We start from the raw sequence: 20,719 nt of genomic DNA, 5'->3' as shown, positions 1-20,719 counted from the left end.
AAGCCCCCTTCGCCCCGCCGCGGGCGGGGGGCTTTCCCGCCTGATTCGCCGCCGCGGCAACTCATTTGTGTTGATTTGGTAACCGGACGGACACCCTTGCGCTGCGTTTCATCGACCTCCGCAGCCCATTGCCATCCTTTGCGGGTCAGGCTCGATGCGCTGAAATGCGCGAGCCAGAGCCATTTCTGAAATATTGCGAAGAAATGATGGGTTGTGACCGGATGGTTTTTCCTGGTCACTTTCGTGACTCTGCAGGCTATGTTTGGTGCTGGTCGGCCTCTGGCAAAGCTGCTACTCTCGGCGCGCTTTCGGGCGCCTGGCCCGAGGTAAAGCGAGCTAAACACACAACAAACAACCGTCTACACGCGGTGAAGATCAGCTGTTGCTTAGGAGTGGGCTTCCATGACCGAAAACTTCTGGAAGGACAAGTATCCCGTTGGGGTTGCTGCCGAAATCGATCCCGACCAGTACCCGAACATCCTCGCGGTGCTGAAGGAGTCCTGCCAACGCTTCGCCGACAAGCCCGCCTTCAGCAACCTGGGCAAGACGCTCACCTACGGCGAGATGTACCAGCTCTCCGGTGATTTCGCCGCCTATCTGCAGAAGCACACCGACCTCAAGCCGGGCGATCGCATCGCCGTGCAGCTGCCCAACGTGCTGCAGTATCCGGTCGTGGTGTTCGGCGCCATGCGCGCCGGCCTGGTGGTAGTCAACACCAACCCGTTGTACACCGCCCGGGAGATGGAGCACCAGTTCAACGATTCCGGCGCCAAGGCGCTGGTCTGCCTGGCCAATATGGCCCACCTCGCCGAGCAGGTGGTGCCCAAGACCGGCGTGAAGACGGTAATCGTCACCGAAGTCGGCGACATGCTGCCGACCTTCAAACGCCTGCTGGTCAATGCCGTGATCAAGCATGTGAAGAAGATGGTTCCGGCCTACAACCTGCCCGGCGCGATCAAACTCAACGATGCGCTGGCCAGGGGCCGCGGCCAGAAATTCAATGAAGCCAACCCGAGCAACGCCGAGATCGCCGTACTGCAGTACACCGGCGGTACCACCGGGGTGGCCAAGGGCGCCATGCTCACCCATCGCAACCTGGTGGCCAACATGCTGCAGGTCAAGGAGCTGATGGGCGCCAACCTGGACGAAGGCTGCGAGGTGCTGATCGCGCCGCTGCCGCTGTACCACATCTATGCCTTCACCTTCCATTGTATGGCGATGATGCTGATCGGCGGCCACAACGTCCTGATCACCAACCCGCGCGACCTGCCGGCCGTGGTCAAGGACCTGGCCAAGTACCGTTTCACCGGTTTCGTCGGCCTCAACACCCTGTTCGTCGCCCTGTGCAACAACGAGGACTTCCGCAAGCTGGACTTCTCCAGCCTGAAGCTCACCGTATCCGGCGGCATGGCCCTGCAACTGGCGACCGCCGAGCGCTGGAAGGAAGTCACCGGCTGCGCCATCTGCGAAGGCTTCGGCATGACCGAGACCAGCCCGGTGGCCACGGTCAACCCGTTCAGCGCCATCCAGCTCGGCACCATCGGCATTCCGCTGCCCTCGACCCTGTGCAAGATCATCAACGACGACGGCCATACGCTTGCCATCGGCGAGATCGGCGAACTGTGCGTGAAGGGCCCGCAGGTGATGAAGGGCTACTGGCAGCGCCAGGAAGCCACCGACGAGATCCTCGATGCCGACGGCTGGCTGAAGACCGGCGACATCGGTCTGATCCAGGAAGACGGCTACCTGCGTATCGTCGACCGCAAGAAGGACATGATTCTAGTGTCCGGCTTCAACGTCTACCCGAACGAGCTGGAAGATGTGCTCGCTACCCTGCCGGGCGTGCTGCAGTGCGCCGCCATCGGCGTGCCGGACGAGAAGTCCGGCGAGGCGATCAAGGTGTTCGTGGTGGTCAAGCCGGGCGAAAGCCTGACCAAGGAGCAGGTGATGGAGCACATGCGCGCCAACCTCACCGGCTACAAGGTGCCCAGGGCCGTGGAGTTCCGCGACGTGCTGCCGACCACCAACGTCGGCAAGATCCTGCGTCGCGAACTGCGCGACGAAGAGCTGAAGAAGCTGGGCAAGAAGTGATTCGCCTACGCTGACAAGAACGCCACCTTCGGGTGGCGTTTTTTATTGCGTCATCCTAGGGTGCGCTGTGTGCACCGGGGACGGCTTGGGTTTGCTGGTGCGCGCGGCGGGGCGGCGTTTACCGGCGCATGGCCTGTCAGCCTTGCGCCTCCTTCGCCCCGCGCCAGGCCACCAATAGCACGCCGCCGACTATGCACAGGGCCGCCAGCAGCATCGTCAGGCTGCCCCGTTCGCCGAGCAGACCGATGGCGATGGCCGCGCCGACGATCGCCGCCACCGACCCGATCTGGCTGAGAAACACCGCGCCGGCCAGTTTCTGCAGCACGAAGAACAGCGCATAGATCATGGCGAACAGCAGCATCTGCGCGAGCAGCAGGCCGAGGGCCGACGGGCTGTCCAGGCGCGGGGCGAGATCGACGCCGAGCAGTCCCACGGGCAGCAGCAACGCCGCGCCGCCGAGCAGCATCCCCGGCGCCAGCGACAGCGGGCTGGCGCCGCGTGGCCAATAGCGCGAGCGGTAGACATTGCCCAGGGCCAGGAACAGCGGCACGCACAGCGCGGCCAGGACCCACAACGTCGGGCTGTCGCCCGTGTGCAGCTTGCCCAGCGCCAGCAGCAGGCTGCCGCCCAGGCCGATGCAGATGCCCAGCAGGCGGATGCGGCTGAGACCTTCCATGCGCAGCGCCAGGGCCAGCAGATAGGTGATCAGCGGCGGAAAGGCCAGGCACATCGACGCGAAGCCGGCGCCGACATGGCCGATCGAGCTGAACAGCAGGCCATTGGGTACGGCGATGCTGAGCAGCCCCGAGGCCAGATAATAGCGCTGTAGACGCGGGCTCAGGCCGGGGCGTTCGCCGCGTAGCCAGGCCAGCAGCAACAGCAGCAGGCCGCCACCGAGCAGGCTCCACAGCAGATAGGCCAGCGGCGGCCAGCCGGCGTTGCCGGCCAGCTTTACCAGATTGCTGGTCAGGCCCATCAGCGCGCCGACGGCCAGTAGAAGCGACAGGGCCAGAATCGGCCGGGAAGTGGAGCCGGACATGCAGCTGCCTCCTGGGTATGAATACGCTACGATGGCAACATTCTTTTTGAAAAGTATCTTGATGGCAAGATAAATCGAGGGCGATATGCAGGACCGCGCGCAACTGGCCGCCGAGCAGTGGCAGCAACAACGGCCCGACCTGGACGGCTTTTCCATGGCGGTGATCGGACGTCTTGGCGAACTCAGCCAGGTGATCAGCCGGGATCACCTGCTGCCGTTCTTCGCCGCGCACGGCCTGCAGGCCGGCGAGTTCGACCTGCTCGCCACCCTGCGCCGCGCGGGCGAGCCCTATGCGCTGATGCCCACCGCCTTGTACGAGAGTGCGATGATTTCCTCGGGCGGCATGACCAGCCGCATCGACCGCCTGGAAAAGGCCGGGCTGATCGAGCGGCGCAAGCATCCCAGCGACCGCCGCGGCGTGCTGGTGGCGCTGACGCCGGCCGGTTTCGAATTGATCGACGGCATGCTCGCCGCCCACGTGGCCAACCTGCAGCGTGTGCTCAGAGGATTGACCGCCGACGAGCAGCGCACGTTGCATGAATTGACCGGCAAGCTGCTGGCGGGGCTCGGCCCGCGAGGGGAGTCGTGACGTCATCGGCGGGCCGTTCGCTGGCCCTCCTGAAGTTCGTCCTATGCGCCCCTGCGCCGGCCGGCATTGCGCTGCGCCCTACGCGGGCGGGGCGCAATCTGCGACAATCGCCGGCTGATTTCCCGACGACAGACCCAGCACGGCTCCGATGACCGACGCCATTCCCAGCTTCGACCAACTGCACAAGAATCTCGACCAGGCGCTGCAGGCCGAGCGCCATCGCCTGCGCCGGCAATTGCACGAGCTGCAGAAAAAGCCCGACGAAGCCAAGCTGGCGCAGTGGCTGGAGCGCTTCCAGGCCTCCTGCGCCAAGGTGCTGGCGCGCAAGCAGAGCGTGCCGCCGATGCGCTACGACGACGCGCTGCCGATCGCCGCCAAGCGCGACGAGATCAAGGCCGCGCTGGAGAAGAGCCAGGTGGTGGTGATCGCCGGCGAGACCGGCTCGGGCAAGACCACCCAGCTGCCGAAGATCTGCCTGGAGCTCGGCCGCGGCATGCACGGCCTGATCGGCCACACCCAGCCGCGCCGCCTGGCGGCGCGCAGCGTGGCGACGCGGGTGGCCGAGGAAATCGGCACGCCGCTGGGCGAGCTGGTCGGCTACCAGGTGCGTTTCGAGGATCAGAGCAAGGACGGCACGCTGATCAAGCTGATGACCGACGGCATCCTGCTCGCCGAGACCCAGCACGACCGCTTCCTGGAAAAGTACGACACCATCATCGTCGACGAGGCCCACGAACGCAGCCTCAACATCGACTTCCTGCTCGGCTATCTGAAGACCCTGCTGCCGCGTCGGCCGGATCTGAAGCTGATCATCACTTCGGCGACCATCGACCTGGAGCGCTTCTCCAAGCATTTCAACGATGCGCCGATCATCGAGGTATCCGGCCGCACCTACCCGGTGGAAACCTGGTACCGCCCGCTGGCGGCCGAGGTGGACGAGGAGGGCGAGCGCCTGCTCGACGACCTCTCCATCGACCAGGGTATTCTCGCCGCGCTGGACGAGATCGCCGCCCATGAACGCGAGGTCGGCAAGCGTCCCGGCGACGTGCTGGTGTTCCTGCCCGGCGAGCGCGAGATCCGCGAGGCCGCCGAGGTGCTGCGCAAGGCCAACCTGCGCCATACCGAGGTGCTGCCGCTTTACGCGCGGCTGACCCCGGCCGAGCAGCAGAAGATCTTCGCGCCGATGCCGGGGCGCAAGATAGTGCTGGCCACCAACGTCGCCGAGACCTCGCTGACCGTGCCGGGCATCCGCTATGTGATCGACAGCGGCACCGCGCGCATCAGCCGCTACAGCTACCGCGCCAAGGTGCAGCGCCTGCCCATCGAGCCGGTGTCGCAGGCCAGCGCCAACCAGCGCAAGGGCCGCTGCGGGCGGGTCGAGCCGGGCATCTGCATCCGTCTGTACAGCGAGGAGGATTTTCTCGGGCGCCCCGAATTCACCGACCCGGAGATTCTGCGCACCAACCTGGCGGCGGTGATCCTGCAGATGCTGCACCTGCGCCTGGGCAGCATCGAGGACTTCCCCTTTATCGAGCCGCCAGACGGCAAGGCCATCAGCGACGGCTTCAACCTGCTGCAGGAGCTGTCGGCGGTGGGCCGCGACAGCCAACTCACGCCCATCGGCCGCCAGCTGGCGCGCCTGCCCATCGACCCGCGCCTGGGGCGCATGGTGTTGGAGGGCGCCAAGCAGGGCAGCCTGGAGGAAATCCTCATCGTCGCCGCCGCGCTGTCGGTACAGGACCCGCGCGAACGACCGATGGATCGACAGCAGGCCGCCGACCAGGCGCATGCGCAATGGAAGGACGTGGACTCCGACTTCGCCGCGCTGATCAACCTGTGGCGCGGTTTCGAGGAAAAGCGCCAGGAGCTGGGCAGCAACCCGCTGCGCACCTGGTGCAAGAAGAACTTCCTCAACTACATGCGCCTGCGCGAGTGGCGCGATGCGCATCGGCAGTTGGTGCTGATAGCCCGTGATCTGCAGTTGACGGGCAAGGGCGGCCAGAATCGGGAGCCGGCGCAGAACGAGCAGGCAGCAGATAAACCGCAGCCGACCAAGGACACCCGCGTCAACGCCATCGCCCGTCAGCAGGCCGAGGCCGGCGAGGCGGCGGTGCGGGCGAAGAACTACGCCGCCGTGCACAAGGCGATTCTCGCCGGCCTGCTCAGCCAGATCGGCCAGAAGACCGAGGACGGCGACTACCTCGGCGCGCGCCAGCGGCGCTTCTGGATTCACCCGTCCAGCGTGATCGGGCGCAAGAAACCCTACTGGGTGATGGCTGCTGAGCTGGTGGAAACCACCAAGCTGTTCGCCCGCATGGTGGCGAAGATCGAGCCGGACTGGATCGAGCCGCTGGCTGGCCATCTGGTTAAGAAGAACCATCTGGAGCCGCACTGGGAGAAGAAGCGCGGCCAGGTGGTGGCCTTCGAGCAGGTCACTTTGTACGGCATGATCGTGGTCGCTCGCCGCCCGGTGCACTACGGCCCCATCGACCCGCAGGTTTCGCGCGAGCTGTTTATCCGCGAGGGCCTGGTGCGCGGCGAGATCAACAGCCGGGTGCGCTGCCTGACCGCCAACCGCCAGTTGCTCGAACGCCTCGACGAGCTGGAGGCCAAGTCGCGCCGCCGCGACATCCTCGCCGACGAGGAAACCCTGTTCGGCTACTACGACGCGCGCATCCCGCAGGACATCTACCAGACCGCCAGTTTCGAGGCCTGGTACAAGAAGGGCAGCGCCGCCGACGCCGGGCTGCTGATCATGCGCGAGGAGGACGCCCTGGCCCGCGACGCCAAGGACGTCACCGCCGCGCACTACCCGGACAATTTGCGCATCGGCGAGCTGCAACTGCCGCTGAGCTACCACTTCGAGCCCAACCATCCGCGCGACGGCGTGACCCTGCGGGTGCCGGCGCCGCTGCTGCCGCAACTGCAACCCGAGCGCCTGGAATGGCTGGTGCCGGGGCTGCTGGAAGCCAAATGCATCGCCCTGGTGCGCGGCCTGCCCAAGGCGCTGCGCAAGAACTTCGTGCCGGTGCCGGATTTCGTCGGCGCGGCGCTGGGCAAGCTGGTGTTCGGCCAGGGCTCGTTGCCGCAGGCCCTGGGCCAGGAGCTGCTGCGCATGACCGGTGCGCGGGTCTCCGACGAGGCCTGGTCCGAGGCCGCCGCCGGGCTGGAAAACCACCTGAAGATGAACATCGAGGTGGTGGATGCCCGTGGCAAGTTCCTCGGCGAAGGCCGCGACCTGGCCGAGCTGACCGCGCGTTTCGCCGAGGCCAGCCAGGCCGCCCTGGCCATCCCGCAGCAGAGCGACAAGCCGAAAACGGTGGAGGCCAAGGCCTTCGCCGAGGTGGCGGAAAAGGCTCAGCAGAAGATCGCCGGCCTCTCCATGACCGTTTACCCGGCGCTGGTAGAGGAGGCGGGCGTGGTCAAGGAAGGGCGCTTCCCGACCCAGGCCGAAGCCGACTTCCAGCACCGCCGCGCCCTGCAACGCCTGCTGCTGCAACAGTTGGCCGAGCAGGCCAAGTTCCTGCGCGGCAAGTTGCCGGGGCTGACCGAGCTGGGCCTGCTCTATCGCGACATCGGCCGCGTCGAGGCGCTGGTCGAGGACATCCTGCTGGCCAGCCTGGATGCCTGCATCCTCGACGGCGAAGCGGCGCTACCGCGCGACGGTGCGGCCCTGGCGCAACTGGCCGAGCGCAAGCGCGGCGACTGGACCGCCCACGCCGAACGCATCGCCCGCCAGGTGCTGGAGATTCTCAAGCTGCACCACGGCCTGCAGAAGCGCTTCAAGGGCAAGATCGACCTGGCCCAGGCCATGGCGCTCAACGACATCAAGCAGCAGCTGGCGAACCTGGTCTATGCCGGTTTCGTGCGCGAGACGCCGGGCGAGTGGCTCAAGGAAATCCCGCGTTATCTCAAGGCCATCGAGCAGCGCCTGGACAAGGTCGGCGCCCAGGTGCAGCGCGACCGCGTCTGGACCGGCGAGCTGACCGCTGCCTGGGAGCAATACACAGCCCGTGCCGCCAAGCACGCGCAGGAGGGCAAGCGCGACCCGCAGCTGACGCTGTACCGCTGGATGCTGGAGGAATACCGCGTGTCGCTGTTCGCTCAGCAACTGGGCACCAAGATGGCGGTATCGGACAAGCGCCTCTCCAAGCAATGGAGCCAGGTCGAGGCCTGATGTCGAGAGGGCAGCGCCCGCCCAATTACAGTCGAGAATTGTCTGTCATGTTCGAAATCACCCCCATCGATCCCGAGCACTACCGCCAGCAGACCCGCCGCAGCACGCTGCTTATCGCGCTCATCTTCCTGATGCTGGCCATGCTCTGCGCCACCGCCAGCACCCAGCTGTTTGGCACGCCCGGCGGCGACAATTTCCGCTGGAACCTGCTCGGCGTGCTGGCCGGTCTGGGCCTGACCGTCGCATTCGTGCGCCTGCAGCTGTGGTCGCGGCCCTTCATGGCCGCGGCCGCATACGGCTGGCGACTCAAGCGCAGCCTGATGCGCGTGACCAACGTCATGCATCATGTAAAAGCCGGCGTGGCCCAGGGCGACGCCAGCGCGATGAAGCTGCTGCGCTTCTACCACCTGGGCCTGACCCAGATGCACCAGCTCGACGGCAATTCCAGCGAGCTGAGCCAGATGGTGCGCGAGATCGATGCGCACCGCGAAGCCATGCAGGCGCAGGGGCTGGAGGTGGAGCAGAACCGCCTCGACCCGGCCTGGCTGGAGCGGGTAAAGGGCTTCGCGGCCACGCGCTAAGAGCCGCTACTGGCGTTAACCCCAGGTTCAGCCTGACGCGACGACGTCTCGTCGGCGTCGTCGCACACGCTGGCCGTGGCGCTTTGCCATCCACCCGCGCTTTCCCTAGACTCGGGCGCATCGGTCCCCTGTAGTCCCGAGAGTCGCCTTTGACGCTATCTGCAGTTCGTCCCCCGCTGGCTCGCCCAGGTGCCCTTCGCCGGTTCCTTCTGCTGCTTACGCTGTTGCCAGGGCTGGCCGGGGCGAACTGCGAACTGTCGCTGCGCTGGGATCACGACCCGCCCTTCAGCATGCAGCTGGAGGACGGCTCGGTCGGCGGCATCTATATCGACCTCAATCGCGCGGTGCTCGCCCGCCTGGGCTGCCAGGCGCGCCTGGTGCGCCTGCCCTGGGCCAGGGCGCTGCTGGAGCTGGAGCAGGGTCGCCTCGACATCCTGCCCGGCGCCTTCCGCAAGCCGGAACGCGAGGCCTACGCGCACTTCTCCGGCGTCATTCTCGAGCCGTCGCGCAATATCCTCTTCCTGCGCAGCGATGCGGCGCAGCGCTGGCCGCTGGATAACCTGCTGCAACTGCGCGACACGCCGCTGCGCCTCGGCGCGCAGATCGGCGTGTCCTACGGGGCGGACTACCAGACACTGATGGCCGACGAGGCCTTCGCCAGCCGCGTGGTACTCAACGCCACTCGTCTCAACCTCTGGCAGATGGTGGCCCGGCGGCGCATCGACGGGCTGATCGCAGACGAACATTCCGCCCGCTTCGAGCTGCAGGGTCTGGGCCTGAGCGAGCATATCCGCCCGACCACCGTGGTGGTGTCCAGCGACGCGGCGCAGGTCGCGTTCAGCAGGAGGAGCGTACAGCCCGAGTTCGTGCAGAACTACGCCGCCGCCCTGCGCGGGTTGGTGGAGGACGGCAGCTACACCCGCATCGAACAGCGCTACCTGGGGCCCTGAGTGCGCTCGGCCAGCGGGTCAGCCGCTCTCGATGCTTGCCAGACAGGCGGACTCCCCGGGGCGAAGGCCGGGCTCAGGCCGGCAACGCGGCCAGCAGGCTGGCGCTCAGGTACAGGCCGAGGCCGAACACGCCGTGGGTGGCGAGGCTTTTCAGGCAGTTCTTCAGCGGCGTCGGCGTGTGACGCGAGACGATGCCGGCGCCCATCGCCGGCTGGATCAGCAGCAGCGGCACGGCCACGCTGACCAGGCCCAGCGCCAGGGCCGGCAGTAGCGAGGGACGCGCAGCCCAGCCGGGACCGGCGAGAGCCAGCAGCAGGGCGGCGAAGACGATGCCGGTGGCGTAGTGGACGAGCCAGCCCAGCGCCAGTTCGCCGCGAACCGGCGCGGCCCTGGCGATGGCGGCGTGGCGGACCCGGCCGCGCAGCAGGTGGCCGACCCAGCGTCCGACCAGGGCGAAGCTCAGGGTGGCGATGCCCAGGCGCTGCAGGAGCAGCAGCCAGGCGTCCATCACCAGGGTGGCGCCGGCGCCGATGGCGAACATCGGCAAGAGATCGTGCGGTAGGTTCATTTTGGGCCTCACTCGGGTTGACCATGGCTGGCGTCGATGTGAGGCTACAAGTTCAAGTGAACTTGAAGTCAAGGGGTTGCCCATGGATATCGCCGAAGTCGCCAGGCGTTCCGGTCTGCCAGCGTCGACGCTGCGTTTCTACGAGGAGAAGGGCTTGCTGCGGGTGCTCAACCGGCAGGGCGAGCGGCGCCGTTTCGCGGCGCAGGTATTGGATCAGCTGGCGCTGATCTCGCTCGGCCAGTCCGCCGGGTTCAGCCTGGAAGAGATCCGCAACATGCTGACCAGCCACGGCGAGCCGCAAATCGATCGCCAGGCGCTGCTGGCCAAGGCCGACGAGATAGACGCCAGCATCAAGCGCCTGCGCGCCATGAGCCGGGGTCTGCGGCATGCCGCCGCCTGCCCGGCGCCGAGCCACGCCGAGTGCCCGACCTTCCAGCGTTTGCTCAAGGCCGCCGCCGCCGGCGCTCATGCGCGCAAGACCGGCAGGAAGAGCAATGGCCGGCGCGCTGCCGGCTCCGCTTCGTAAGCGCGCGCACCGCGCGCCGTCCGGGACTACAGCAGCAACGCCAGCCAGGTCGAGGTGAACAGCAGCAGGGCCAGCAACTGGTTGAATCGCTGCATCCGCCGCGGCGATCGCAGCAGGCGCGCGCTGCCGGCGGCGAACAGGCTGGCCAGCGCGACCGCCATCATCCACACCTTGGGGTTGACCAGCTGCGGCAGCGCCGCGCCCAGCGGCCCCAGTTCGCGCTGCCCGGTCGCGCAGGTAGGCGCGCGCTGCGCCCTCGGGCATGTAGCCGCCGCGCGGTCCCCAGAGGATCAGCGTCGGCGGGCGGTGCTGGCGCAGGTAGGCCTGGTAGTGGGGAAACCAGGCCAGGTTCTCCTTGAGCCCGGCGATCAGCTTCAGGGCGATGCGTTTGCGCAGCGGCGTCATCAGCGCCCAATGCAGCTGCCACAGATCCGGCGGGATGCGCGCCAGCACCGGCGGCTCCACCTCGTTGACGAACTCCTCGCTGGGCTTGGCGAAGAACTGCTTGAGCGCGGCGTACTTCGGTCCCAGCTGATCCTCGTAGATATCGCTGTTCTGCACGATCAGCACGGCGACCCGCTGCGGCCGGCTGATGGCCAGGCACAGGCCGATCTGCGAGCCGAAGTCGTGCAGATAGAGGGCGAAGCGCTCGATGCCCAGGCGCCCGGCGAAGCGAGCGAGGAAGTCGGTGTAGCCGGCGAAGTCGTAGCTGAAGCCAAAGGGCGTGCCCGAATAGCCGCAGCCGGGGAAATACGCTGCTACCAGCCGCCAGCGGTCGGCCAGCGGTCGGCCAGCAGCGGCATCAGATTGCGGAATTGGTTCGAGGAGCAGGGGCAGCCATGGGGCGATTGCAGCACTGGCGCATCCGGCAGACCGGCCTGGCGATAGAGCACCTCGACGCCATCGAGATCCAGGTGCTGGTGCAGAACCTGAGCTGAGGGGGCATGAGACCTCCGCGAAGGGTTGCTGGTCCCGTCTATGGCAGCGGAGCCCGGTGGATGGTGGAGCATTCCGCCGGATGGTCGCGGTGATTGCGACGCCAATGGCTTATCGCGCCGAACTAACTGGGTCCGGTGGGGTGGCACCCTGTTTGGCGGTGCGATGGGAATGAGCCATCGCCATTGGCGTGAGGGAGGCGCCGGTCACGGGAACCGGCCAAGTTGTCCTTTCGATTGATGAGGTTTTTTCTCTGGTGCAGCTTCGATCGCCTGCCTCTTCGAGGTCATTTAGACCTTAACATGTGTCATATAGACATCGATCTGTTGTTGTCATTAAGACTTCTGCGTTTCTTAAATTATTGGAATAAAAGCAAAAAATACTTGGCACGAAATATGACTTGCTGTGGATGTAATGTCCAATACAGGAGAGTTCAGATGAATCGCTTTGCCTTGCTCGCTTTCACAATCGGCCTGCTGGCCGCGCAATCCGCTCAGGCCGTCGAGGTGGTGGCGCAGAAGGAGGAGAACTCGGTCGGTACCAGTTTCGGCGGCCTGACTGGGTTGATGGTCGGGGCCGTTGCCGGCGGGCCGGTCGGGGCCGTGGTGGGGGCGGCGGTGGGTGGCTGGTCCGGCGCGCAGGTGCAGCGCGCCACGGGCCAGAGTGGCACCGCCTACATCGTGCGTGACGAGGAGGGCGTGGAGCGCTGGGTGCGCTCGCCGCAGCAGCGCTTCGAGCGTGGCCAGCAGGTGGACCTGCGCCAGGGCCGGCTCTATCCCCATTGATCCCTTCGCCTCCGCTCCGGGCCTGGCCCGGGGCGCGACCCTCCGTTCTGCTTTCGAGGTAATGATGAGCAATGAATTCGAGCAACGTCTGGCGGTGGTGACCGGCGCCAGTTCCGGTATCGGCCTGGCCGTGTGTGAGCAGTTGTTGCAGCGCGGCGCGCGGGTGCTGGCGCTGTCGCGCAGCCTGGGTGAACTGGCGCCGCTGTTGGAGCGCTATCCCGGGCAGCTGTTCTGGTACGAGGGCGATGTGACCCGCGAAGCGTCGCTGCAGGGGCTGGCCGCGCGGGCGACCGAGCTGGGCGAGGTGCATTACCTGGTGCCCAACGCGGGTATCGCCCTGCTGGCGCCGGGCAACAACCTACAGGCATTCGACGCGCAGTGGCGGGTAAACGGCGCTGGCGCGGTGAATACCTTCTACGCGCTGAAGGCGCAGCTGGCCGAGCGTGCCTCTGTGGTGTTCATCAGCACCTTCCTGCGCCAACTCGGCTTCGTCGGCCTCGGCGCCTATATCGCCAGCAAGGCGGCGCTGTCGGCGCTGGTGCGTAGCCTGGCGCTGGAGCATGCGCGGGAGGACCTGCGTCTGAACCTGGTCTCGCCGGGGCCGACCGCCACGCCGATCTGGAACGGCTTGGGCCTGCCGGACGAGGCGCTGGCCGGCGTCGCCAGCGAGGTCAGTGCGCGGCTGGTGGACGGCGAGTTTCTCCGCGCCGACGCGGTGGCCGAGGTGGTGCTGTTCCAGCTGTCCCAAGGCGCCCGTGGCGTGTACGGACAGGACTGGGTGGTCGACAAGGGCTACACCCTGCGCTGAAAGCATTTTCCCGGAATGTTCACGGCCTTGGTGGGTCGCTGTTAGTAACAGCAGCTATCGGAGGCCCGCCATGACTCGTCCGGAAAAACACGCCTCGCTCTACCGCATGGTGATGAAGGAACACCTGTGCCCGTTCGGGCTCAGGTCGCGTTATCTGCTGCGGCGCAAGGGCTACCAGGTAGACGACCACTGGCTGCGCAGCCGCGAGCAGACCGATGCGTTCAAGGCCAGGGAGGGGGTGCAGAGTACGCCCCAGGTGTATATCGAGGGGCATCGCATCGGCGGTTACGACGACTTGCGGCGCTTCTTCGGTCTGTCGGTGACGGATCCGCAGGCGACCAGCTATCGGCCGGTGCAGGTGGTGTTCGGCGTGGCTGCGCTGATGGCGCTGGCGGCGCACTGGCAGGCCTTCCAGGCGCTGCTGGAGTGGCGTGTTCTGGAGTGGTTCGTGGCCTTCAGCATGTGCCTGCTGGCGAGCCTGAAACTGCGCGAGCCGGAGTCGTTCGCCAATACGTTCCTCGGCTACGACCTGCTGGCCCAGCGGCTGGTGCCCTATGCCTACGTCTATCCCTTCGGCGAATTGCTGGCCGGTGTGCTGATGATCGCTGGCGTGCTGCCCTGGCTGTCCGGGCCGGTGGCGCTGTCGATCGGCACGCTCGGCGCGGTGTCGGTGTTCAAGGCGGTGTATATCGAACGCCGCGCGCTGAAATGCGCCTGCGTCGGCGGCAGCAGCCGGGTGCCGCTGGGTTTCGTTTCGTTGACCGAGAACCTGATGATGGTGGGCATGGGCCTGCGCGTGGTGTTGGGCTGAGCCTCGGCGCGAGGTATCGAGCAGAGCGGTTTCGTCGACGCCAAGCGACGGGGCTCAGTTCAGCCGGTAACGCGCCAGTTCCTCCCGGCTCAGCAGGCGCAACTGGTTGGGGGCGGCCTGGTAGATATCCTCGGCCAGGCGGATATCGACGCCCATCTCGCGCAGGTAACCGGCTGGGCTGAACGGCTGGCGACCATGGACGCGCTGGGCTTGGGCCGAGTCGCCGGCGGGAAAGGGCGGGCGGCGCAGGGCGACATGCCCCTTGACGATCTTGCGCGTGCCCGCTGCCAACAGGTAGACGCAGCTGCCCTGGCATAGGCCTTCGGACGGCACCAGCGCCTCGAAGCCGGTTTCGCGCAGCAGCCGGCCCATGCGCATCGCCTCCGGCGCGCTGCCGCCGATGCTGTCGAGCAAGACGATCTTGCGGCTGTAGGCGCCGGGATTGGCGCGCAGGCCCTGGAGCAGGCGCTCGTAGTCGCCCGGGGTGATCTCCTCGGAAATCTTCGCCGCCAGCAGGCCGCCTTGCGTCTCGACGTCCACCCTGGCATGAGCGGGCAGTGCGGCGAGGGTGAGGCAGCAGAGCAGAACGGGGCGAAGCAGGTGGTGGATCATGGGCGGGCTCGGGGGCAGGGCGGTGGCGTCGGTGGCAGAAGATACCCGCGAGTGCCGCGCCTTGCACCTGTGGCCGCATACGCCGAGTTACCTGGCGGGGTGCTCGATCGGCGCGGTACCGGCCTCGCTGCGCTGCACCTGCCAGGCCCAGGCGAACAGCGCCAGGCCGAGCAGGGCGGTGGCCGCGCCGATATAGCCGGTGACTGTCCAGCCCATGCCGGCGCCGATGGCCAGGCCGCCGAGCCAGGGGCCGAGGGCATTGGCGATATTGAAGGCGGCGTGGTTGGACGCCGCCGCCAGGGTCTGTGCGCCGGTGGCCACATCCATCAGGTGGGTCTGCAGCGCCGGAGCCAGCGCCACCATGGTGCCCAGGGCGACGATGGCCGGTGCCATCCTCCACGTCGACTGCGCCGCCCAGGGCATCAGCAGCAGGATCAGCGCGCTCCACAGCAGGATCCAGGCCACCGCCTGAAAGCGCAGGCGGTCGAACAGCCAGCCGCCGACGCCGTTGCCGATAATGCAGCCGATGCCGAATAGCGCCATGGCCAGGGGAATCCAGCCGGGCCGCACGCCGGTCACCTGCAGCAGGGTCGGCGCCATATAGGCGAACACGCAGAACATCCCGGCGAAGCCGATCGAGCCGATGGCCATGGCCAGCCAGATCGGCGCGCGGTTGAAGGCGCGCAGTTCGCCGATCGGGCTGCTGCGCACCTCGTCGCGATCCAGCGGCAGGAAGGCCGCCACCATGGCCACGGTGGTCAGCGCGATCAGTCCGACCAGGGCGAAGGCATAGCGCCAGCTCAGGCCCTGGCCGAGCCAGGTGGCCAGCGGGTTGCCGAGCAGGATGGCGATGGTCAGGCCCGCCAGTACCCGGCTCACCGCCTTGGCCCGCTTGTGCGGTGGCGCCATGCCCGCCGCCACCAGCATGGCGATGCCGAAATAGGCGCCGTGCGGCAGGCCGGCGATGAAGCGGAACAGCATCAGCGACAGGTAGTCCGGGGCCAGGGCGCTGGCGAAGTTGCCGAGGGCGAAGCAGCCCATCAGCAGCAGAAGCAGGTGGCGGCGCAGCAGGCGCGCGCCGAGCAGGGCCAGGATCGGCGCGCCGACGACCACGCCGAGGGCGTAGGCGCTGATCACATGGCCGACCTGCGGTTCGCTGATGGCCAGGTCGGCGGCGACGTTGGGCATCAGGCCCATGATGGCGAACTCGCCGGTGCCGATGGCGAAGCCGCCGAGGGCCAGGGCCAGCTCGATCAAAAGGATTGCGCCGGGGGACAGGCGCCGGGCCTGCGCGGAGGAGCTGCTCATGGAAAACCTTGGCGGGGGAGAAAAGAAGGGCAGGGCATTATAGGCCCCCGGCAGGCTGCCGGGGGCTCTGGCTCGGGCGTCGCGGGCACTCAGCCGCGCCGCGGGATCTGCAGGCCGCGCTGCACCGCCGGGCGGGCGAGGAAGGCCTCGAGCACGCGGTGCACGTTGGCGAAACGTTCGAATTCGACCAGCTCGCCGGCCTCGTAGAAACCCACCAGGTTGCGCACCCAGGGGAACACGGCGATATCGGCGATGCTGTAGTCGCCGGCGATCCAGTCGCGGCCCTGCAGGTGGCGGTCGAGCACGCCGAGCAGGCGCTGCGCTTCGGCCACGTAACGGTCGCGCGGACGCTTGTCCTCGTAGTCGCGGCCGGCGAAGCGGTGGAAGAAGCCGAGCTGGCCGAACATCGGGCCGACGCCGCCCATCTGCCACATCAGCCACTGGATGACCTGGTAGCGCGCGGCGGGGGCCTGTGGCAGCAGCTGGCCGGTTTTCTCCGCCAGGTAGAGCAGGATGGCGCCGGACTCGAACAGCGCCAGCGGCTCGCCGCCGGGCCCTTGGGGATCGAGGATGGCGGGAATCTTGTTGTTCGGGTTCAGCGAGAGAAACTCCTCGCTGAACTGCTCGTCGCTGTCGAAACTGACCAGATGCGGTTCATAGGCCAGCCCGGTTTCCTCCAGCATGATCGACGCCTTGACGCCGTTGGGCGTGGGCAGCGAGTAGAGCTGCAGGCGTTCGGGGTGCTGGGCGGGCCACTTCTGGGTGATGGGGAACTGCGAAAGGTCGGTCATGCTTGGCTCCATATCGGCATGGGGTGACGGGATGCGGGCGATCAGACCACGGCAGGCGGGACTAGGGAAATCGATCGCACTGTTGATGAGGATCGACCCGGCTGATTTCGCTCGGTTCCCTGCGCGGCGGCGAGCCGGTATCGTGCGAGCTTTCCTCAACCCGGCACGGAGCCCATCGGCATGAGCCTGCACGGTACCTACGATCCCCAGAACATCTTCGCCCAGATCATTCGTGGCGAGGCGCCCTGCTACAAGCTGTACGAGGATGACGAGGTGCTGGCCTTCCTCGACCTGTTCCCGCAGTCCTATGGCCACAGCCTGGTGATCCCCAAGCGCGCTGCGGCGCGCAATATCCTCGAGATCGACGAGGCCAGCCTGGCCAGGGTGATGGCCGTGGTGCAGAAGCTCACCCGCGCCCTGGTCGAGGAGCTCGAGCCGGCCGGCGTGCAGGTCGCGCAGTTCAACGGCGCGCCGGCCGGGCAGACGGTGTTCCATATCCATATGCACGTGATCCCGCGTTTTCCCGGCGAGCAGCTGGGCATCCACGCGGCGAACCGGGCCGATGCCGCCGAGCTCGAGGCGCTGCAGGCGCGACTGGTCAAGCGGCTGCAGGGTTAGCGCGTTAGTGCGCCATGCGCACCAACCATCCGCCATCCCCGGTGTGCGCGGTGCACCCTACGCTATCTGGCTGCCTGGGGGCGTTGGTGCCGTCCGGGGCCGCATCGCTGCGATCGCCAGCTTGCCCGACGGCCTTGCCGCACCAATACTCAGGCGGCATCCACCGCGCCCATGGAGGGCCCCATGCGTTCGATCCCGCTCCTTGCCTCGTTGTTGCTGTTGACCGCTTGCTCGTCGTTTCGCGGCGATCCGGAACATATCCGCCCGGTGCCGGCCGAGCGGTTGCTGGCCTATCAGGAGGCGCAGGCGGACAGCGCGGAGATCGTGGTCAATCGCGATTTCGGCATGATGGGGGGCGGCTGCTACGTGGCCATCGAGGTCGATCGCCAGGTCGCCGCGCGCATCGGCGTCGGCGAGGTGGCGACCTTCCGCGTGCGGCCCGGCACGCGGGTGGTGGGCATCACCCCGGACCGGCAGGATGACAGCCTGTGCGGCATGGGCCGTCTGCTGCGCGAGGTGGCGCTGCCGGTCAAGGCCGGCGAGCGCCATGCCTTGCGTATCGTCAGCCAGAACAAGGGTGGTTTCGATATTCGGCCAGATGTTCGCTGACGCTTGCCATTTGGATTGTTTCGAACACTTTTCGCCGTCGCGAAGTTGTTCGGCAGCCATTTTTCGGCGAGTCGTATAAGTAACTTTTTCTTATGCGATAAATAAATGATGCGGGCGACCGACGGCCTTGTCGGTTACCGCAACAATAACCAGAATGAAACGTTACCGGGCGGAGTTATTTATCGCATTGACTTATTCGTCAAGGGCCGGTTCGTGGCGTACCGCCTGCTAGGGTCATTAGGCGCGCCAGCAGTCGGTCATACTCCGCTTCGCCGGCCCCGATGCCGGCGTAGGCCGAGCGCAGCGGCCCGGTGGCAATCGCGCGGCCGTTCGCCGCAGTTTTCGGCAGTACTCTAGTTGCCAGCGATAAGGCAACTCGAGCGATTTCCATCATGCCCGGCCAGAACATGGATTTGGAAAAGGGATTATGGAGTCGTCTGGCTCTGTAAAGTTCATGAGGTCGGTATAAGTTAATTTAACTTACAGGACGCATGAAGATGCATACCATCCGAAACACTTTGGTTGTGATGGATGTAAAGCAACCTGAACCAATAATACTGAATAAAGCCAGATTGATCGCCCGTTCCACCCAGTCCCACCTGCATCTGTTGAACTGCGAAAAGAAGAACGGCGCAACCGCGCATCTGCAGGCCGTGGCGGATCAACTACGCGAGGAGGGTTTCAGCGTCACGGCCGAGCAGGCATGGCAGCATTGCGAGCACAGCACCATCATCGCCGTGCAGCAGGCGCAGGGCTGCGGGCTGGTGATCAAGCAGCACCGCCCGGACAATCCGTTGCTCAAGACCTTCCTGCCGTCCGAGGACTGGAAGTTGCTGCGTCACTGCCCCTGCCCGGTGCTGATCGTCAAGTCGGCGGCGTCCTGGCTCGGTGGCGGCATTCTCGCGGCGATCGATGCCGGTAACGGCGATGTCAGCCATCGGCTGTTGCACGCCGGCATCGTCGGCCACGGCTACGACATCGCCCGCATGACCGGGGGTACCCTGCACCTGATGTCCGCCCACCCCTGCCCGCAGCAGCTGGCCGGGGACCCGGTGTACCGGGTCAAGGAAAGCATTCGCTCGTTGTATCTGGAACGCTGCAGGGCGCTGCAGGCCGAGTTCAATATCGACGATGTCCGCCTGCATATCGAGGAAGGGCCGGCGGAGTCGCTGATCCCGGCCATCGCCAGGCGCTTCGAGGCGGTGCTGTGCGTGATCGGCAGCGTGGCGCGCAGCGGCCTGAGCGGCGCGCTGATCGGCAATACCGCCGAGACGGTGCTCGACAGCCTGGACTGCGACGTCCTGGTACTCAAGCCCGACGACGTCATCAGCCACCTGGAGGAGCTGGAGGCGCCGGTGACGAACGTCGCATTCAGCCAGGCGACCCATTCCTGGCCCTACAGCCACGGTCCGGCGGCGCAGACGTTGGCCGCGAGCCAGGCGAACTGCGAGGTGCCGTCGCCTGGGGTGGCGGCGCAGCCGGTCAGGCACTGAGGACGGAAAGGCGGTGCCGTCGCGCAGGGACGCGCGACAGTTCCCGACCGTTGCGCGCGGCGCGGTTAGAATCCCCGCCAGCTAGCTAGTGCAACGAGGGGACGAGTCATGCAGGGATTGCCGATCGCGATAGTGGGGGCCGGAACCGCCGGCCTGGCCAGTGCGATTTTCCTGGCGCGCCAGGGCTATGCGGTGCGCCTGCTGGAGCGGGTCGGCGAGCTGCAGCCGGTGGGCGCCGGCATCCTGCTGCAGCCGTCCGGGCTGGCGGTGCTGCAGCGCCTGGGCCTGCTGGCCGAGTGCACCGCGCTGGGCGCCGCGGTCAGTCGCCTGTATGGCACCAGCTGCAGTGGTCGGGTGATCCTCGACACCCGCTATCAGCACTGGCAGCCCGGCAGCTTCGGCCTGGGCATCCACCGCGGTGTGCTGATGACCGCCTTGCTGGGCGCGGCGCGGCGGCTCGGCGTCGAGGTGCGGACCGGCACAGCGGTCAGCCGTTTCGAGCAGGCGCAGCAGCATGTGCGGTTGTTCGCCGAGGATGGCGATGGCGGCGAGTGGCCTCTGGGGGATGTCGCCGCGCTGATCCTCGCCGATGGCACGCGCTCGACCCTGCGCGCGCAGCTGCAGGTGCGCCAGTGGGCGCGCCCCTATCCCTGGGGCGCGTTGTGGAGCCTGCTGCCGACGCCACCTGCGAGCGACTCCGATGAGCTGCGTCAGTGGTACCGCGGCTGCCGCGAGATGTTCGGCCTGATGCCCACCGGCTGCACCCATCAGGCGCGCGACAACCGCCTGACCAGCCTGTTCTGGAGCCTGCCGTTGGCCGAGCATGATGCCTGGCGCGCGGCCGGGCTGGAGGCCTGGAAGAGCCGCGTGCGGCGTCTGGCCGGCGCGGTCGCCGAGCCCTACCTGCAGCAACTCCATGACCCGCAGCAGCTGACCCTGGCTGCCTACGCCGACGTGCGCATGCAGCGCTGGCACGATGGTCGGGTGCTGGCCATCGGCGACTGCGCCCACGCCATGAGCCCGCAACTGGGCCAGGGCGCGAACATGGCCCTGGTCGACGCCGCCGCGCTGGCCGATGCCCTGGGCGAGGCGGACGGGCGCGAGCAGCAGATGATCGACTTTCCGTCGGCCTACGTCCGCTATGGCGAGTCCCGCCGCGATCACCTGCGCTACTACCGCCAGGCCAGCCGTCTGCTGACGCCGCTTTTCCAGTCCCACAGCGACACTCTGGCGGTACTGCGCGACCTGGCGCTGCTGCTGGCGCGGTACAACCGCTTCGGCCGCGACCATGCCGTCACCACCCTGGTCGGCGCGCGCAGCGGCTGGCTATGGTCGGGAGGAGGGAGGCGCGATCTGCACGCCTGGCGAGGCGAGCGCGAGGCCTGGGAATGACAGGGCGGCGCGGGAATGGCGCCGTCGGCACCCGG

Annotated in this window: 17 protein-coding genes and 3 pseudogenes; 13 read left to right on the top strand and 7 right to left on the bottom strand. The window is 67.0% G+C overall.

Annotation, left to right across the window (positions count from 1 at the left end):
- The first annotated feature begins 402 nt into the window (after positions 1-402).
- The gene (gene fadD1, locus ACUTAF_RS13795; RefSeq protein WP_445580495.1) at positions 403-2,091 is read left to right on the top strand and encodes a long-chain-fatty-acid--CoA ligase FadD1; all 1,689 of its coding nucleotides are present in this window, start codon (positions 403-405) and stop codon (positions 2,089-2,091) included.
- A gap of 136 nt (positions 2,092-2,227) precedes the next feature.
- Here the strand turns inward: fadD1 and ACUTAF_RS13790 are convergent, their stop codons facing one another.
- Positions 2,228-3,130: a DMT family transporter gene (locus tag ACUTAF_RS13790; RefSeq protein WP_445580494.1), complete on the bottom strand. Its 903-nt coding sequence runs from the start codon at positions 3,128-3,130 to the stop codon at positions 2,228-2,230.
- Between the two features lie 85 nt (positions 3,131-3,215).
- On the opposite strand from ACUTAF_RS13790, the gene ACUTAF_RS13785 reads away from it, so the two are divergent.
- From ACUTAF_RS13785 to ACUTAF_RS13770, 4 genes are all read left to right on the top strand, one after another.
- The gene (locus tag ACUTAF_RS13785) at positions 3,216-3,719 is read left to right on the top strand and encodes a MarR family winged helix-turn-helix transcriptional regulator (RefSeq protein ID WP_445580493.1); all 504 of its coding nucleotides are present in this window, start codon (positions 3,216-3,218) and stop codon (positions 3,717-3,719) included.
- A gap of 148 nt (positions 3,720-3,867) precedes the next feature.
- Positions 3,868-7,896, top strand: a complete 4,029-nt coding sequence (gene hrpA, locus ACUTAF_RS13780) for an ATP-dependent RNA helicase HrpA (protein ID WP_445580492.1) — start codon at positions 3,868-3,870, stop codon at positions 7,894-7,896.
- A gap of 47 nt (positions 7,897-7,943) precedes the next feature.
- A complete protein-coding gene (locus ACUTAF_RS13775) occupies positions 7,944-8,477 on the top strand; it encodes a DUF3087 domain-containing protein (protein ID WP_445580491.1) in 534 nt (177 codons plus the stop codon).
- 224 nt (positions 8,478-8,701) lie between these two features.
- Positions 8,702-9,427: a substrate-binding periplasmic protein gene (locus tag ACUTAF_RS13770; RefSeq protein ID WP_445580490.1), complete on the top strand. Its 726-nt coding sequence runs from the start codon at positions 8,702-8,704 to the stop codon at positions 9,425-9,427.
- Between the two features lie 73 nt (positions 9,428-9,500).
- On the opposite strand, the gene ACUTAF_RS13765 is transcribed toward ACUTAF_RS13770, so the two are convergent.
- Positions 9,501-9,995, bottom strand: coding sequence for a DUF2938 domain-containing protein (locus ACUTAF_RS13765; protein WP_445580489.1), 495 nt, complete (start codon positions 9,993-9,995; stop codon positions 9,501-9,503).
- A gap of 82 nt (positions 9,996-10,077) precedes the next feature.
- Here ACUTAF_RS13765 and ACUTAF_RS13760 point away from each other — a divergent pair, with 82 nt between their 5' ends.
- Positions 10,078-10,521: a helix-turn-helix domain-containing protein gene (locus ACUTAF_RS13760; protein ID WP_445580488.1), complete on the top strand. Its 444-nt coding sequence runs from the start codon at positions 10,078-10,080 to the stop codon at positions 10,519-10,521.
- Positions 10,522-10,547: 26 nt separating this feature from the next.
- Here ACUTAF_RS13760 and ACUTAF_RS13755 read toward each other — a convergent pair.
- Together ACUTAF_RS13755 and ACUTAF_RS13750 are read right to left on the bottom strand one after the other, a co-directional pair.
- A pseudogene (locus tag ACUTAF_RS13755) lies at positions 10,548-10,742 on the bottom strand (LysE family translocator); the annotation flags it as partial.
- Between the two features lie 202 nt (positions 10,743-10,944).
- Positions 10,945-11,304: pseudogene (locus ACUTAF_RS13750) on the bottom strand (alpha/beta fold hydrolase); the annotation flags it as partial.
- A gap of 590 nt (positions 11,305-11,894) precedes the next feature.
- Between ACUTAF_RS13750 and ACUTAF_RS13745 the strand changes: the two are divergent.
- The 3 genes from ACUTAF_RS13745 (at position 11,895) to ACUTAF_RS13735 (ending at position 13,861) form a co-directional block, all read left to right on the top strand.
- Complete coding sequence (locus ACUTAF_RS13745; protein ID WP_445580487.1) at positions 11,895-12,242, top strand: hypothetical protein; 348 nt, start codon at positions 11,895-11,897, stop codon at positions 12,240-12,242.
- A gap of 64 nt (positions 12,243-12,306) precedes the next feature.
- Positions 12,307-13,050, top strand: a complete 744-nt coding sequence (locus tag ACUTAF_RS13740) for an SDR family NAD(P)-dependent oxidoreductase (RefSeq protein ID WP_445580486.1) — start codon at positions 12,307-12,309, stop codon at positions 13,048-13,050.
- A gap of 70 nt (positions 13,051-13,120) precedes the next feature.
- A complete protein-coding gene (locus tag ACUTAF_RS13735; RefSeq protein WP_445580485.1) occupies positions 13,121-13,861 on the top strand; it encodes a MauE/DoxX family redox-associated membrane protein in 741 nt (246 codons plus the stop codon).
- 54 nt (positions 13,862-13,915) lie between these two features.
- Here the strand turns inward: ACUTAF_RS13735 and ACUTAF_RS13730 are convergent, their stop codons facing one another.
- The 3 genes from ACUTAF_RS13730 to ACUTAF_RS13720 form a co-directional block, all read right to left on the bottom strand.
- A complete protein-coding gene (locus ACUTAF_RS13730; RefSeq protein WP_445580484.1) occupies positions 13,916-14,473 on the bottom strand; it encodes a COG3904 family protein in 558 nt (185 codons plus the stop codon).
- A gap of 87 nt (positions 14,474-14,560) precedes the next feature.
- A complete protein-coding gene (locus ACUTAF_RS13725; RefSeq protein WP_445580483.1) occupies positions 14,561-15,781 on the bottom strand; it encodes an MFS transporter in 1,221 nt (406 codons plus the stop codon).
- Positions 15,782-15,870: 89 nt separating this feature from the next.
- Positions 15,871-16,572 (bottom strand): glutathione S-transferase N-terminal domain-containing protein, encoded by a 702-nt coding sequence (locus ACUTAF_RS13720; protein WP_445580482.1) that lies wholly within the window; start codon positions 16,570-16,572, stop codon positions 15,871-15,873.
- 180 nt (positions 16,573-16,752) lie between these two features.
- On the opposite strand from ACUTAF_RS13720, the gene ACUTAF_RS13715 reads away from it, so the two are divergent.
- From ACUTAF_RS13715 to ACUTAF_RS13700, 4 genes and pseudogenes are all read left to right on the top strand, one after another.
- On the top strand, positions 16,753-17,190 hold the full coding sequence (locus ACUTAF_RS13715) for an HIT family protein (protein WP_445580481.1): 438 nt from the start codon (positions 16,753-16,755) through the stop codon (positions 17,188-17,190).
- Positions 17,191-17,373: 183 nt separating this feature from the next.
- Positions 17,374-17,799, top strand: coding sequence for a 3-isopropylmalate dehydratase (locus tag ACUTAF_RS13710; RefSeq protein ID WP_445580480.1), 426 nt, complete (start codon positions 17,374-17,376; stop codon positions 17,797-17,799).
- A gap of 497 nt (positions 17,800-18,296) precedes the next feature.
- Positions 18,297-19,151: pseudogene (locus ACUTAF_RS13705) on the top strand (universal stress protein); the annotation flags it as partial.
- 249 nt (positions 19,152-19,400) lie between these two features.
- On the top strand, positions 19,401-20,684 hold the full coding sequence (locus ACUTAF_RS13700) for an FAD-dependent oxidoreductase (protein ID WP_445580479.1): 1,284 nt from the start codon (positions 19,401-19,403) through the stop codon (positions 20,682-20,684).
- Positions 20,685-20,719: the final 35 nt, after the last annotated feature.

The organism is Pseudomonas sp. SP16.1 (genome assembly GCF_052682975.1).
Note: the sequence above shows the minus strand (reverse complement) of the source record. Positions and strands in the feature narration are given on the sequence as shown.